The 13,793-nt window shown below is 34.8% G+C and carries 12 protein-coding genes; 6 read left to right on the top strand and 6 right to left on the bottom strand.

Annotated elements, in window-relative coordinates; all coding sequences use genetic code 11:
• Nucleotides 1-43: 43 nt before the first annotated feature.
• The 3 genes from ribB to ACOOWA_RS10190 all read right to left on the bottom strand — a co-directional run bounded on the left by ribB (nt 44) and on the right by ACOOWA_RS10190 (nt 4,921).
• Nucleotides 44-1,165 (bottom strand): 3,4-dihydroxy-2-butanone-4-phosphate synthase, encoded by a 1,122-nt coding sequence (gene ribB / locus ACOOWA_RS10200; RefSeq protein WP_421374990.1) that lies wholly within the window; start codon nt 1,163-1,165, stop codon nt 44-46.
• Nucleotides 1,166-1,499: 334 nt separating this feature from the next.
• Nucleotides 1,500-2,501 (bottom strand): LLM class flavin-dependent oxidoreductase, encoded by a 1,002-nt coding sequence (locus tag ACOOWA_RS10195; RefSeq protein ID WP_421374989.1) that lies wholly within the window; start codon nt 2,499-2,501, stop codon nt 1,500-1,502.
• 290 nt (nt 2,502-2,791) lie between these two features.
• A complete protein-coding gene (locus ACOOWA_RS10190; RefSeq protein ID WP_421374988.1) occupies nt 2,792-4,921 on the bottom strand; it encodes a helix-turn-helix domain-containing protein in 2,130 nt (709 codons plus the stop codon).
• A gap of 66 nt (nt 4,922-4,987) precedes the next feature.
• Between ACOOWA_RS10190 and ACOOWA_RS10185 the strand changes: the two genes are divergently transcribed.
• Complete coding sequence (locus ACOOWA_RS10185) at nt 4,988-5,431, top strand: hypothetical protein (protein WP_421374987.1); 444 nt, start codon at nt 4,988-4,990, stop codon at nt 5,429-5,431.
• A gap of 320 nt (nt 5,432-5,751) precedes the next feature.
• Here ACOOWA_RS10185 and ACOOWA_RS10180 read toward each other — a convergent pair whose 3' ends face one another.
• Entirely contained in the window at nt 5,752-6,267 is a 516-nt protein-coding gene (locus ACOOWA_RS10180) for a gamma carbonic anhydrase family protein (protein WP_421374986.1), read from the bottom strand.
• Between the two features lie 159 nt (nt 6,268-6,426).
• Here ACOOWA_RS10180 and ACOOWA_RS10175 point away from each other — a divergent pair, with 159 nt between their 5' ends.
• The 4 genes from ACOOWA_RS10175 to ACOOWA_RS10160 all read left to right on the top strand — a co-directional run bounded on the left by ACOOWA_RS10175 (nt 6,427) and on the right by ACOOWA_RS10160 (nt 9,125).
• Complete coding sequence (locus tag ACOOWA_RS10175) at nt 6,427-7,305, top strand: NifU family protein (RefSeq protein WP_421374985.1); 879 nt, start codon at nt 6,427-6,429, stop codon at nt 7,303-7,305.
• A gap of 79 nt (nt 7,306-7,384) precedes the next feature.
• Complete coding sequence (gene hemH, locus ACOOWA_RS10170; RefSeq protein WP_421375585.1) at nt 7,385-8,413, top strand: ferrochelatase; 1,029 nt, start codon at nt 7,385-7,387, stop codon at nt 8,411-8,413.
• A gap of 218 nt (nt 8,414-8,631) precedes the next feature.
• Nucleotides 8,632-8,859, top strand: a complete 228-nt coding sequence (locus ACOOWA_RS10165; protein ID WP_421374984.1) for a hypothetical protein — start codon at nt 8,632-8,634, stop codon at nt 8,857-8,859.
• Complete coding sequence (locus ACOOWA_RS10160) at nt 8,859-9,125, top strand: hypothetical protein (protein ID WP_421374983.1); 267 nt, start codon at nt 8,859-8,861, stop codon at nt 9,123-9,125. Before ACOOWA_RS10165 ends, ACOOWA_RS10160 begins: the two co-directional genes overlap by 1 nt.
• A gap of 131 nt (nt 9,126-9,256) precedes the next feature.
• On the opposite strand, the gene ACOOWA_RS10155 is transcribed toward ACOOWA_RS10160, so the two are convergent.
• Nucleotides 9,257-10,468 (bottom strand): DUF5103 domain-containing protein, encoded by a 1,212-nt coding sequence (locus tag ACOOWA_RS10155; protein ID WP_421374982.1) that lies wholly within the window; start codon nt 10,466-10,468, stop codon nt 9,257-9,259.
• 61 nt (nt 10,469-10,529) lie between these two features.
• On the opposite strand from ACOOWA_RS10155, the gene ACOOWA_RS10150 reads away from it, so the two are divergent.
• On the top strand, nt 10,530-11,165 hold the full coding sequence (locus tag ACOOWA_RS10150) for an MBL fold metallo-hydrolase (RefSeq protein WP_421374981.1): 636 nt from the start codon (nt 10,530-10,532) through the stop codon (nt 11,163-11,165).
• A gap of 192 nt (nt 11,166-11,357) precedes the next feature.
• On the opposite strand, the gene ACOOWA_RS10145 is transcribed toward ACOOWA_RS10150, so the two are convergent.
• Nucleotides 11,358-13,793 carry a TonB-dependent receptor gene (locus ACOOWA_RS10145; protein WP_421374980.1) on the bottom strand — a complete coding sequence of 812 codons (2,436 nt, stop codon included), beginning with the start codon at nt 13,791-13,793 and terminating at the stop codon, nt 11,358-11,360.

Raw genomic sequence — 13,793 nt, 5'->3', positions numbered from 1 at the left:
TAAAACCTTCAAGGTTTTTGAAACCTTGAAGGTTTAGTAATTATTAAAGCTGAACCATCTCCGTCACCTCAACATCATAACCTCCAACCTGAGGTTTTACGTTAGGATTTTGAGTGATTACTCTGAATTTATTAATTCCTAAATTTTTCAGAATCTGCGTTCCGATACCGTAATCTCTGTAATTGAATGCTGCAGTCGGATGTTTTTGCTGTCCGTCCTGGTAATTTAAAAACTGTTGTAGTTTTCTCAAAGTATTCTCAGAATTTGAAACATTGTTGATGAAAATAATCGCACCTTTCCCTGCTTCATTGACCATATTGGTTACTTTCTCCAGTAAAGGTTTTTCGCCGTTATTTAATCTCGTTAAAACGTCAAAATAAGAATCTGAAGACTGAACCCTCACCAAAACCGGCTCATCAACAGTCCAAGTTCCTTTCGTTAAAGCAAAATGAATCTGATCGTTCGAAGTTTCTCTGAAAGCACAGAAATCAAAATCTCCGTAGGCTGTTTTCACCTTTCTTTCTTCTATTCTTTCAATTAGATTTCCTTTTTTAAGCTGATAATGAATCAAATCTTCGATAGAAACAATTTTCATGTCGTGCTTCTGAGCAAAAACCTGTAGATCCGGCAAACGGGACATAGAACCGTCTTCATTCATAATTTCACAAATTACACCACCTTCTTTCAATCCTGCCAAACAAGTCAGATCAATTGCAGCTTCGGTATGACCCGCTCTTTTCAAAACACCACCTTTTCTGGCACGAAGCGGGAAAATATGACCAGGACGCATAAAATCTGTCGGTTTAGATTTTTCATCCATCAAAGCTAAAATTGTTTTTGCTCTGTCACCGGCAGAAATTCCGGTAGATGTTCCGTCACCCAAAAGGTCGACCGAAACTGTAAAAGCAGTTTCTTTAGGATCGCTGCTTCGGCTTACCATTACATCTAAACCTAATTCATCGCATCTTTTTTCAGGAAGCGGCATACAGATTAAGCCTCTTCCGTGAACTGCCATAAAGTTGATCAATGCAGGTGTTGTTAATTCTGCAGCACAAAGAAAATCACCTTCATTTTCTCTGTCTTCATCGTCTACAACTATGATTATTTTACCATTTTTAAGGTCTTCAATCGCCTCTGGAATAGTATTTAATTTAATATCAGACATTTTTACTTTAAATTTTCGCAAAGATACTCAATAAAATAAGCATCAACAATTAATAAGAGCGGTTTGTTTTAACCACAAAAGTCACAAAAGATTTTCACACATTAGTCACATTAGTTTTTAGCTTAAATTATTGAAAATATTTTAGAACACATAAGTTTTGAAAATCAAGATTTTCATTGTGCACTACTTAAATTAAATACTTGTTCACGTTAAAAGTAAATCATTTAAAATCCTTCTAAGCAAAAAATAAACACTCACTTTAAAAATCTTCGATTTTTCTCTAATGTGCTCTAAAATATTTTCAGCAAATAAAAAATTCTTTGTGACTCATGTGTTAATTCATCAAAGCATCTGTAGCTTTTCTTATAATCTCATACGATTCCAGTCTTTTCTGATGGTCGTAAATATGAGAATTAATCATCAATTCATCCACCTGATATTTTTCCTGAAAGTTTTTGATCTGTTCAGCAATTTCTTCCTGATTTCCAATGAAACTGAACTTTAATTTCTGTAAAACCATGGATTTTTCCATTGCAGACCATACCGAATCCATATCCTCAATCGGTACCGGAAAAGGCTTTCTGTCGTTTCTGATGATATTGATAAACGCCTGAAACAAAGTGGTGGAAAGAAAATGAGCTTCTTCAGAAGTTTCGGCGGCAACTCCGTTTACACAGGCCAAAACATAAGGTTTATCTGAATATTTTGAAGGCTCGAAATGTTCTCTGTAAATTTTGAAAGCCATATCCATCTGTTCGGGAGCAAAATGTCCAGCAAAAGCGTATGGAAGTCCTAATTCTGCGGCTAACCAGGCGCTGTCTGTACTCGATCCGAGAATATACATCGGAATATCCAATCCTTCTCCAGGAATTGCACGAACCAAGGCATTTGAATTTTCGCTAGAAAAATATTTCTGCAATTCTAAGATCTGTCTTGGAAACTGTTCATTGATTGCTGCAGGATTTCTACCTAAAGCTTGTGCAGTCAAGCCATCCGTTCCGGGAGCTCTTCCTAAACCAAGGTCAATTCTCCCTGGAAAAAGTGATTCCAACGTTCCGAATTGTTCAGCAATCACAAGCGAACTGTGATTCGGAAGCATAATTCCTCCCGAACCAACTCTGATTTTCTTTGTTCCGTTGGCGATGAAACCAATTAAAACTGAAGTTGCGGAACTGGCGATGCTTTCCATATTGTGATGTTCAGCTAACCAGAATCTTTTATAATCTAAATTTTCAGTGTGATTTGCTAAAGACAAACTGTCCTGAAAGGTATCGTTGATGGTCTTTCCCTGCTTTACAGGAGCAAGATCAAGAACGGATATATCAAAATTTTTCATTACTATTAATTTGAATTAGCAAATTTAAAGCTAATAAACTGCATTAGTTACTTTTTGTAATTGATGGAATTGATTGGTGTGTTGTGGGAAAAACTATTGGAAAAATATTGAACCGAAGATTATTCTAAAATTAAGATGAATGTTTGTTTTTAACACAGATCATTCCGTAGGAAACCTAACGAAGTGGTTCGACGAAGTCAATCTCAATACAATAAAAAATAAAGCAGTGTAGATTCCTGCGGAATGATAAAGTGTGTGCTGATTTAGCTTTATGACATTCCAAAAAAAAATTAAATAGTATTCTTCTCTTTTTGATACGTAAAATGATTTATCAGAATCCTGATTTCATTAAACTCAAAATTATTGGGTAAAGCAGTTTTCCAATCGGTAAGATTTTCTTTTGGATTTTTATGATATATTTCCTGGAACGTCTTGATTTTGTCGGATGTGATTACTCTTGAAATATCCAGCAAACCCTGTTCTGCAAATTTTGCCAAGTGACCAATCACCGTTTCTTTTACCAAACCTCTTTCCAAAGCAATTTCTGAAATGGTTTTTCCCTGTTCGAATAATTGGAAAGTGAGAACCTGAGACGGAACTTTTGCAATTTTCATGCTAATTTCTTTATCGTTTTTTTCATCCAGAAGTTTAGTTTCAAGCAAATAAATTTCTTTCAGACTGTTCAGGTACTCTTCAATATCTTCAAGCCAGTTTCTGAGTTCTTCATTATATTGTTTTAAATTTTTCGCCCCTTTTATTTCCGAATAAAAATCTTTAAGTGGATTGAAAACTTTATCTCTGATTTCGGTAAAAAAGAAATTCACCGCACCTTTTGATTTAGCTTCAATCTCACTCCACTTCTCTTTTTGTTCGATAAACAGGTTGACTTTCTGGAAAATAATTCTTTCTAATTTTTCAAAAATCTTACCTAAGTTTAAAACATCACGTTTCAACTGGATATATAATTGATTAGATTTTGAACGGTCTATACTTTTATTTACAATTGAAAGGTTATTCCACTGCTCCACCTCTTTTAACAGCCATTGAGAATCGAGCGTACGAAGCAGTTTTCTGATGCTATAGTCGTATTTTTCTTTATTTAAAATAGCTTCAACGTTATCATTGGCGCGAGTTTCTCCCTGAAATTTAAGAATTCTGTTATCTTTAAATATAACTTCAGGCGTAATTTTCGATTTTAAAACAATTCCTTCCAAAGTTCGGCAACGCGACAATGCTACATAAACCTGTCCCGCAGTAAAGCTTTTTCCGGCATCGATAATTACTTTATCAAACGTCAAACCCTGACTTTTGTGAATGGTAACCGCCCAAGCCAATTTTATCGGAAACTGTTCAAAGCTTCCCAAAACTTCTTCTTTAATATTTTTTTCAGTATCAAGAGAATATTTTTTCTGTTCCCAAACTTCTCTTTTAACAGTAATTTCTCGTTCGCTTCCTTCAAGAACGACTTTAATTTCGTTTTCGTCTAAAGAAGAAATTTCACCCAATTTTCCGTTGAAATATTTCTTTTCGCCTGAAATATCATTTCTGATAAACATCACCTGAGCTCCTATTTTCAGTTCTAAAAACTGCTCATTCGGATATTGGTTTTCTTTAAATTCACCAAAAAGTTTGGCTTCATACGTATTTGGACTGACTTTTAAATCTTTCAGTTTTTCCTGATTGATATCGTCTGCCATTTTATTGTGTGAACAGAGATAAACGTAAGGTTCTTCGCCGGCCTCAAAACCAGGATCGAATCTTTCATTTAAATGATTAAAATCGATATTGGCAACATCGCCGTCACGAATTGCATTTAGAATTTCTAAAAATTCCTCATCGGTTTGCCGGTAAACTTTCGTTAATTCAATCGTTAATAACGGAATATCTTTAATCGCCAAACTATCAAAAAAGAAAGGCGAATTATAAAACATTTTCAAGACATGTTCATCCCTTACCACCGGCGGAAGCTGATACAAATCTCCGATGAACAACATCTGAACACCACCAAAACGCTGGTTATTTCTGCGGATGAATCGTAATGAAAAATCCATCATATCTAAAACGTCTGCACGAAGCATGGAAACCTCATCAATGATTAAAACTTCAACTTCTCTTAAAAGTTTAAGCTTATCTTTCCGGTATTTAAAATGTTGCTGAAGATCAATAATATTATTGGCAATACTGCTGTCGATACGGTCTGTTGTCGGCAAAAACGTACGCAAAGGCAAACCAAACATCGAGTGAATGGTAACTCCGCCTGCATTGATGGCAGCAATTCCGGTGGGCGCTACAACAATGTGCTTTTTTTTCGTTTTCTTTACAAATTCGTTGAGGAATGTTGTCTTACCCGTACCTGCTTTTCCTGTAAGAAAAACGCTTCGGCTGGTATATTCTATTAAGTCAAAAAAATGATTGTTCATCGTTTGCAAATTTACGGAAAATGTTAGTAGGGCATAAACTTTGATGAACTTTTGAAAAAATAAATTATGAAAAACTCACTTTTTAAATCATCGATAATTGCAATAATTACTGCATTTACAATAATTTCGTGTGTATCTAAAAGCTCTGGAGACCCTTCAACTTTACCAAAAGATATTTCGGAAAGACCGGCAGATGAGAACAATCAAAAATACGAAACTGCTGCTTTGGAAAAAATAAAAATCGCCATAGAATCTGAAATTGCAAAAGAAAAATGTACTAGAAATGCAGACTGGACTTTCGCACCCATCGGTTCAAAAGCATGTGGCGGACCAACCGGTTACATTGCTTATCCTAAAAAAATAGAAACCGAAATTCTTCCTAAAATAGAAAGTTACAATCAAAGAATGTCGGATTTTAATAAAAAATACAACATTACATCAGACTGTATGATGGCTCCGGAACCTACTTCTGTGAGATGTGAAAACGGAAAAGGAGTTTTAGTATTTTAAAAAGATTCAAGATACAAGGCAAAAGTAAAAAGTTCTGATTAAAACCAATCAGAACTTTTTTGTTTAAATCTCTCGCTGATTTTGCAGATTAAGCAAATTTTTAAATGCTAAATAATCTGCCAATCTGTGGATAATTATACTTAAGTTTTGGTTAAAGCCTTTGAAATTATTTTAAACAAAAAACGAGCTAAAGCTCGTTTCTATTGAATTTCACTCCAAAATGTATATATACTTTAGTAGTTGAGATTATTTAATATATTTCGAACGCTTAAAAACACTATATAAATCCATCAACCAACAACTAAAAACCAACAACTAACCTAGCCTTTATACCAAGAAGAATATTTCACATAATTATCTGCAATTCTGTTTACTTCACCCTCCAAAAGTGCCGCTGAAATATCTTTAATTTTTCTTGCCGGAACTCCGCCCCAAACTTCTCCGGATTTAATATGTGTTCCCTGGATTACAACAGAACCTGCACCAACAATAGAATTTTCTTCAATAGTACAGTCATCCATTACAATAGAACCCATCCCGATTAAGACATTATCGTGAATTCTGCAACCATGAACAATCGCATTATGACCGATAGAAACATTATTTCCGATTTCTAAAGGAAATTTTTCGTAGGTACAGTGAAGCATTGCATTGTCTTGTACGTTTACTTTATTTCCCATTTTGATGTAATGCACATCACCTCTGATTACGGCATTATACCAAATACTGCAGTCTTCTCCCATCGTTACATTTCCGATAACCGTTGCTGTTTCTGCTAAAAATGTATTTTCACCAATTTGCGGTGTTTTTCCTAAAAGTTCTTTTATAAGTGCCATGTAATTAATTTGAAATTTGATATTGTATTAATTTGAAATTTTTAAGTGAAGAAATATCGCTCTGGCTTTTTAAATTGCAGCGATAGCAAAAATCTAATTCCAGTTACCCTTGTCTCCATTCTAAATCCGTATTTTTGTACTCTCAAATTTAACGAAAAAATGCGTACGATACTTATAGAGCCAACAGAAAACCCGAAAGTGATGAAATTTGTAGCTGATTACAATTTGATTCCGGGTTCATTAGAATTGGACAGAGATTCAGATATATCAGAAATTCCTATGGCACAGGAACTTTTCAACTATCCTTTTGTGGAAAGAATTTTCATTACTGCAAATTTTGTGGCGGTTGCAAAACAGGACACTGTAGAATGGGAACACGTTGCAGAAAGCCTGAAAAATGTAATCGAAGATGAACTTTTAGCCAATCCGAGAATTTATTTACAGAAGAAAAAAGAAATGATTGAGATTTATGCTGAAATGACTCCCAATCCCAATGTAATGAAATTCGTTTCAAGTAAAATGCTGATGGATGGTTTTGTGGAAGTAAAATCCAGAAACGAAGCTCAAGGAGTTCCATTAGCTCAGGCAGTTTTCACTGAATTTGATTTTGCAAACGAAGTTTTTATTTCTGATAATTTTGTAGCTGTTACAAAAGACAATTCCGTAGAATGGCATCAGGTAATGATGGCGGTTCGTGGATACATCGCCGAATATCTTCAAACAGGAGGCGAAATTTCTACCATTGAAGCTCAAAAACATGAAAATCCTGTAGAAAAAATCATTAATAGGGATTATACAGACGATGAGCAGAAAATTTCAGATATTTTAAATGAATATGTTGCTCCGGCTGTAGAAAACGATGGTGGAAAAATTTCTTTAATGGAATACGATGCAGCCAATAAAACGGCAAAGATGTTGCTACAAGGTGCTTGTTCGGGTTGCCCAAGTTCTACTGCTACATTAAAAGGCGGAATTGAAAATATTTTAAAACAGTTCGTTCCGGAATTGGTAGAAAGAGTGGAAGCCGTAAACGGATAAAAATATTAGCAATAAGTAATGGGTAATAAGTAATTTGCATGCAGATTATTTATTACTCATTATTCATTACTCATTACTTATAAATATGAAAGGAATATTATTAGTTAATCTCGGTTCACCAAAATCTACTTCCGTACCTGATGTTCGGGAATATCTTGATGAATTCCTGATGGACGAAAAAGTGATTGATTACCGGTGGTTTTTCCGTGCGCTTCTGGTTCAGGGAATTATTTTGAATACAAGACCTGCAAAATCTGCCGAAGCCTACAAAACGGTCTGGACCGATGAAGGCTCACCTTTGATTGTCATTACTCAGAAAATTCAGAAAAAACTTCAGAAATTGGTTGATGTTCCGGTAGAAATCGGGATGCGATATGCCCAACCGAGTATTGAAGCAGGAATTCAGAAATTAGTGGATCAGGGCGTTTCAGAAATTGTTTTATTTCCACTCTATCCGCAATATGCGATGAGTACCACTGAAACGGTAATTGAAAAAGCGGAAGAAGTAAGAAAAAAGAAATTCCCGGGAATTAGGATTAATTATGTACAACCTTTTTACAACCGAGAAATTTATATCGATTGTTTAGCGGAAAGCATCAAAGAAAAACTTCCCGAAAATTTCGATGCTTTGCAATTTTCTTATCATGGCGTTCCCGAGAGACATATTTATAAGACCGATCCTACGAACACCTGTAATCTGAATGATTGCTGTACCCGTGAAAACAACCCGAGTCACCAGTTTTGTTACCGTCATCAGTGTTTTGATGTAACCAATTCTGTGATAAAGAAAATTGGTTTACCGAAAGAAAAAGTAATGGTAACCTTTCAGTCGAGATTGGGAAAAGACAAATGGATGGAACCTTACACCGACGAAACATTGGAAACTATCGGTAAAAAAGGAATTAAAAACTTAGCCATTGTTTGCCCGGCTTTCGTTTCTGACTGTCTGGAAACTTTAGAAGAAATTTCAGTAGAAGGAAAACACCAGTTTGAGCATGGTGGTGGAGAAAACTTCCATTACATTCCTTGTCTCAATGACGAAGACCGATGGATTGAGGTGGTAAAAACGCTTTGCGAAGAAAAACTGAACGAATTTTATTTAGTTTAAAATAATTTTCATCATATATAAAGACACTTAATTTTATTTAAGTGTCTTTTTTGTATATTTTTTTCAACACACCCCTAAAAAAACAGGGATCAATTAATACAAAATGTATTTTTTTAAAATTTTATTAAATTTTATTGGGGTTTGTTTTGTAATTTAATATTTTTTACTACCTTTACCCTATTAAAAAACAGGGGTTAGATTTAAAAACTTTTAAAACGATGGAAACAAGCATAGAAATTTTAAAAAGAAAGATCGAAAGTTTCACTCCGGATCTTATTGAGGCATTTACAAAGATTGTAGAAAATCTTGAGACTGTTCCGCAATCTGTAATTCCGCAGTTCCATCTTGATGAGGTTTTATATCGATTGGAATTTCATACCGAAAATCCAAAAACAAAACTTGATTTTTTTGAGAATATGACTGAGCTTGAAAAAATTTGTGCGTGATGAAAGTTTTACTGTCATCGATTGCAAAAAATGACATCAAAATGCTGATGCGGGTTTTTAATGCAGAAGAACAATATAAAGACAAATATTTTCTGGATGATCTGAAAGAATCTATTTACAAAATACTACATGATTCTGAAAACACAGATATTAAAAACAGGGAATTGCAGGTTTGCAGAACAGAAAAGTTCCCTGTTCAGATTCATTACTTATTTGAAGACAATGAAAGTCTTTTTATAACGGCGATTTTTAAGGAAAACAATTAAAAACGTCTTTTAGTTTAGAACTTTTTTGACATTATTATATAGTTTAATTTTTCTGTTGTAGTCTTATTATAAGACAACAAACACTTTTTTGACAGAACCTTACAGACGTGCAAGCTGTAAGGTTTTGTATTTTATCTCACCGGTGTTCTGAATTCTCCGTAACCGGCTAAACCATCATAATTTCTTCCGAAAGGCTTGTAATACAAAAATGCCTGATACAAATTTTCTGTCTGCCAGAAATTACCGTTGATTTCACCTAAATTCAAAGAACCGTCTGCTTCTTTGGTCGCCAAAATATAGTTATAAAAACCTTGTTTCAAGTAGATTTTAGCAACATATTTTTTAGCAGCCTCATCATATTGCATTTGAAATTCTTTTGTTGCTTTGAAATCATTGAATCCCCCGACAACATACAATTCCTTATCCATCAAATCGGAATCTAAAGAAAAATGCACCCAAGCATAATCTCCTTCCCGATTAGCATCTCTTTCCAATCCCAAATCATTTCTTCTGAAATACCACGCTCCGTTGACGTCCGGTTGATATTGATAATTTAAAGGATATGCCCAAACCGGATGAAGATAAATCTGATTGACACCATCTAAAACTGCAGTTTCACGAACCATATCTGCAGCCATTCTCATATTTTTATTATCAAAATAATAAAACTCATTATTCCCCGGAAAGGCCAGATTCAGCTGTTGGAAAAGCAATTTATTTCCCATTGTAGCCGTGGGTTTCTGGTTGATAATTTTCATATTCGGGTTGTTATTCTGCATCACCGTAAGTGTCATAGAATTTACATTCGAAGTAAGATCTCCGGCTTTTGCAACCGCCTGTACTTCTACCCTTTGATTAATATTTGGATTTTTAGCATCTGCAATTCTCGAAATATTCAGAGCCAGATTCACATTGTCTTCTGCAATTGAAAATCTTCTTTTGAGAAGAGGTTGATCTGCAGAGCTTTTATAAACAATCAATTCAAAATTACCTGAAATTTTTGGCTGAATTTTATCGTTTGGAAACGTCAATTTATAATGTGTATAAGCCTGTAGCGTATTAAAAGAGTATTGAAACTGATCTAACATTGCATTCATCTGACCGTTTGCAATTTCACTAAAAAAAAGATTATCATCTTCCCAGTTTCTGTCGAAATGTTTGATCGTATAACGGTAAATTTCGCTTGAATTGGTTAAATCATCAAAGCTCAAAATCAATTGTTGGTTCATGGTGATTACCGGTGTTTCATCATTGGTTTGAGGATTAAACAACTGTACACTCTGAATATTCTGCCCAAAAGCAAATGAACCTAAACTTAGTAAAAATATCTGCAACGTTTTCATTCTTACGAAGATAACAAATCTATAAAGAATATCGTATTTTTGATGAAAAATTAATCTTAATATGTTTCAGATACAAGCTTTTGTTTTCAATTTTGCAGGTGAAAATACGTACCTTCTTTTTAACGAAAATAAAAATGCGTTGTTAATCGATCCGGGAAATATGAATGAGCAGGAAACAAAGGCAATTTCAAGTTTCATTACGGAAAACAATTTAAAAATTATAAAAATCATCCTTACTCACGCTCATATCGATCATGTTTTGGGCTTGCAATGGGCTTTTGACACCTACAAAGTTCCTGTAACAATGCATTTTGATGACAAAGAAGTTTTGGATATGTTTCAAATCAGCGGAATGAGGTTTGGCTTTAAACTGGATCATATTAATGTAGATTTAGAATATATAAACGAAGGAGATGAACTCGATTTTGACGGAGAAAAATTTAAAATTTATCATGTTCCGGGGCATTCTCCGGGAAGCGTGGTTTATCATCATGAAAATCAGAAATTCATCATTTCCGGCGATGTTTTATTTGAGGGAAGCATCGGAAGAACCGATTTATATAAAGGAAATTACGAACAGTTAATTGAAGGAATCAAAACCAAACTTTTCATCCTTGATGATGATACAAAAGTTTTTTCAGGACATGGAAATCCTACAAGTATTGGTTTTGAGAAGATGCATAATCCGTTTTTTTAAATAATGCTTTTTAATTTTCCAGCACAAAGTTTGTCATTCCGGAGGAATCCAAATCTAGAAAGTAATCAAAGCAATTCGTGTTGAGATTCCTCTGGAATGACAAATTGGATGTTTTAAGTTTGGCAAAACATTAAAAATAAAAACCGTCAAAAAAAATTTCGACGGTTTCTTTAATTTTAAGAAAAAACTAATTTAGAAATCCAAAGTAATTGAACCTCTTACAGCTGCACCCATGATTGGTCTTGCCATGATCATTGAACTACCTGCACTTTGTACAGACGGAGATCTTGGGTCACCTTCTGTGATTCCGATGGTATTGAAAACATTCGTTCCGTCAACAGCAAAACGTATTTTACCCAACTGATAAGACATTCCGGCTCCAAATTCACCAAATGCAGGCAAAGTATCCTGATTGGTTTGATCCTGATAACGTTTACCATAATAATTATAGCTTACGTACGTTCTCCACTGTTTTGTAATATTTACTGCCGGAGAAATATTGAAGTATAATTTCGGCATTCTTCTTACTACATTTCCTTCCAGCGTACTTCCCGCTTCCAGATTTTTATATTGAGGATTTTGAATTGTTCCGTTAAAAGAAAGTTCCATTACATTATTAAACAATCTTGCATACCCTTCCAATTCTACCCCCATATTTCGGGTGTTGGCAAAAGTATTTTCTGAAGATCCGTCTGAGAAAACATCCGTAAACGAAAGATTTTTCAATGTAGAATAGAAAGGAATCACAGCAATATCAAATGTTCTTGAATAATATTTGTACCCAACTTCCACCTGATTAGTCGTTACAGATTTTAAAGGTTGATCTGGTGTCGGATTAGAGAAATAATTATAATATGCTTCTTCATTCGGAGATCTGAATCCGTTAGAAAAACGGGCATAGACCGCATTTTCTCTGTTAATCTTATAATTTGTAGCAAGAGTGAAAGAAACTTTATCAATATTATAGTTCCAATAGGTATATTTATTTCCTAAGACAGACATATTATCATCTGCTGTTGTTGTTGCAAAACTGTGAGTTCCGTCTGTCGTTAATCCTGAATTATTAAGATTAGCATTTGTTGTGTTAGCAAAATTTCCTTTGTAATGATCATTGCTGTAACGAAGTCCTGCATTAATATTCAGCGCGTCTGTGATATTATAATCCAAATTAGCATAAAGATCATTCAAACTACCCTGAGTCTGCGTATCTCTCAGTAAGAAAGACATATCCGTAACTCCGTTATATGTTTTGGAATAACCCACACTGTTTGGAGTTAACGAGGTATCAACCAAATTCAGTAGTTCCGGTTTGTCTGTAGCTGTTGTCAAAATATTACTCCAGTTCCAATACTGATGAGACTTCCAGTTAGATTTGTAGAAACCTGCTGTTACATTTCCTTTGTCGAATTTATAGTTGAACTGCAAGTCATTCACAAAATTATTCATCTGTTTGTCGATTGCCCAAAATCCTAATTCCTGAACATACGCAGGATTCATGACTGCTCCCGAACTTACAGACGAATACTGGAAAGTATTTCCTGCAATTCCGTTATTACTTGCAAACTTAGCAGCGGTCGTAGGACCTCCTGCAGGAAAAATTCCTGTGTAGTTCATGTCGATATTGGTATATCTTGTTTTATTTAAAACAGAAAAATTATTTCCGAGATCATATTTGAACTCTGCACCTAAAACATCAACTTTTGGATGAATTCCGTCCTCTAAATTTCTGTTGAAAAAACCACCTCCGGCTTGTGGAATATTCAACTGGCTGATATTTCTGTAACTATATGTACCGTAATTCGCATCAAAACCACCAAATTCTTTTATATCATTTCCATCTCTCACCAAAGGAATGGGAAGGAAGAATGTATTTCGGTCATCCAGTTTTTTGTAATAAATTTTAGCGTAACCTTTATCAAAAACATATTTCAGATTCATTCTGATTTGTCCGCCTTGATTGGCTTTAAAGCCAGTTTTTCTGATCCCGTCATCTGTTCTGTAAAAACCTCCGACGTTGAAGAATAATTTATCCTGAACCAAAGCACCGCCTACATTTACATCTGTACGCATCAATCCGTAAGTACTTGTCTCGAGTTTTGCTGTTCCTTTGAAATCATTTCCGCCTTCTTTGGTAATAAAGTTAATCAAACCTCCCGGAGAATTGGTCGCAAAAATAGATCCTGAACCTCCTCTCAAAGCTTCTAATCTGCTTACAGAATTATCAACACGGAAGAAATTATCTGCATTCGCAAACTGCAAAGCACCATCTTCAAAAACCGGAAGACCATCTTCCTGAACCTGCACAAATTCATAAGCTCCAGCTGAAGGAATACCTCTTGCAAAAAGGTTATTTCCCACTTCACCACCCGAAGTTTCAACCGCAAAACCAGGAACTCTCTGTAGCAAAGCCGCTGCACTGATTGGGTTTTGTTTCTGAATTTCCTTTGCAGTAAAGGTTGAAATTGCCGTACTCGATTCGATTTTTGGTTTCGGTCTGGTGTTACCTGTGATAACGACCTGATCGATAGATGCAGTTCTTGTAGAATCCTGTGGAGTTTCCTGAGCATACGTATTATTAAAATAAAGCGTAGCAATTCCGGCAAGCAAAAAAAATGATTTGTTTTTCAT

This window comes from Chryseobacterium sp. GP-SGM7, assembly GCF_049166575.1.
Classification (GTDB): domain Bacteria; phylum Bacteroidota; class Bacteroidia; order Flavobacteriales; family Weeksellaceae; genus Chryseobacterium.
The sequence above is the reverse complement of the archived record's forward strand: the minus strand, read 5'-3'. Positions and strand labels throughout refer to the sequence as shown.

Coding starts and splice junctions, on each gene's coding strand:
- ribB (WP_421374990.1), bottom strand. CDS start 1,165: ATGTCTGATATTAAATTAAATACTATTCCAGAGGCGATTGAAGACCTT.
- ACOOWA_RS10195 (WP_421374989.1), bottom strand. CDS start 2,501: ATGAAAAATTTTGATATATCCGTTCTTGATCTTGCTCCTGTAAAGCAG.
- ACOOWA_RS10190 (WP_421374988.1), bottom strand. CDS start 4,921: ATGAACAATCATTTTTTTGACTTAATAGAATATACCAGCCGAAGCGTT.
- ACOOWA_RS10185 (WP_421374987.1), top strand. CDS start 4,988: ATGAAAAACTCACTTTTTAAATCATCGATAATTGCAATAATTACTGCA.
- ACOOWA_RS10180 (WP_421374986.1), bottom strand. CDS start 6,267: ATGGCACTTATAAAAGAACTTTTAGGAAAAACACCGCAAATTGGTGAA.
- ACOOWA_RS10175 (WP_421374985.1), top strand. CDS start 6,427: ATGCGTACGATACTTATAGAGCCAACAGAAAACCCGAAAGTGATGAAA.
- ACOOWA_RS10165 (WP_421374984.1), top strand. CDS start 8,632: ATGGAAACAAGCATAGAAATTTTAAAAAGAAAGATCGAAAGTTTCACT.
- ACOOWA_RS10160 (WP_421374983.1), top strand. CDS start 8,859: ATGAAAGTTTTACTGTCATCGATTGCAAAAAATGACATCAAAATGCTG.
- ACOOWA_RS10155 (WP_421374982.1), bottom strand. CDS start 10,468: ATGAAAACGTTGCAGATATTTTTACTAAGTTTAGGTTCATTTGCTTTT.
- ACOOWA_RS10150 (WP_421374981.1), top strand. CDS start 10,530: ATGTTTCAGATACAAGCTTTTGTTTTCAATTTTGCAGGTGAAAATACG.
- ACOOWA_RS10145 (WP_421374980.1), bottom strand. CDS start 13,793: ATGAAAAACAAATCATTTTTTTTGCTTGCCGGAATTGCTACGCTTTAT.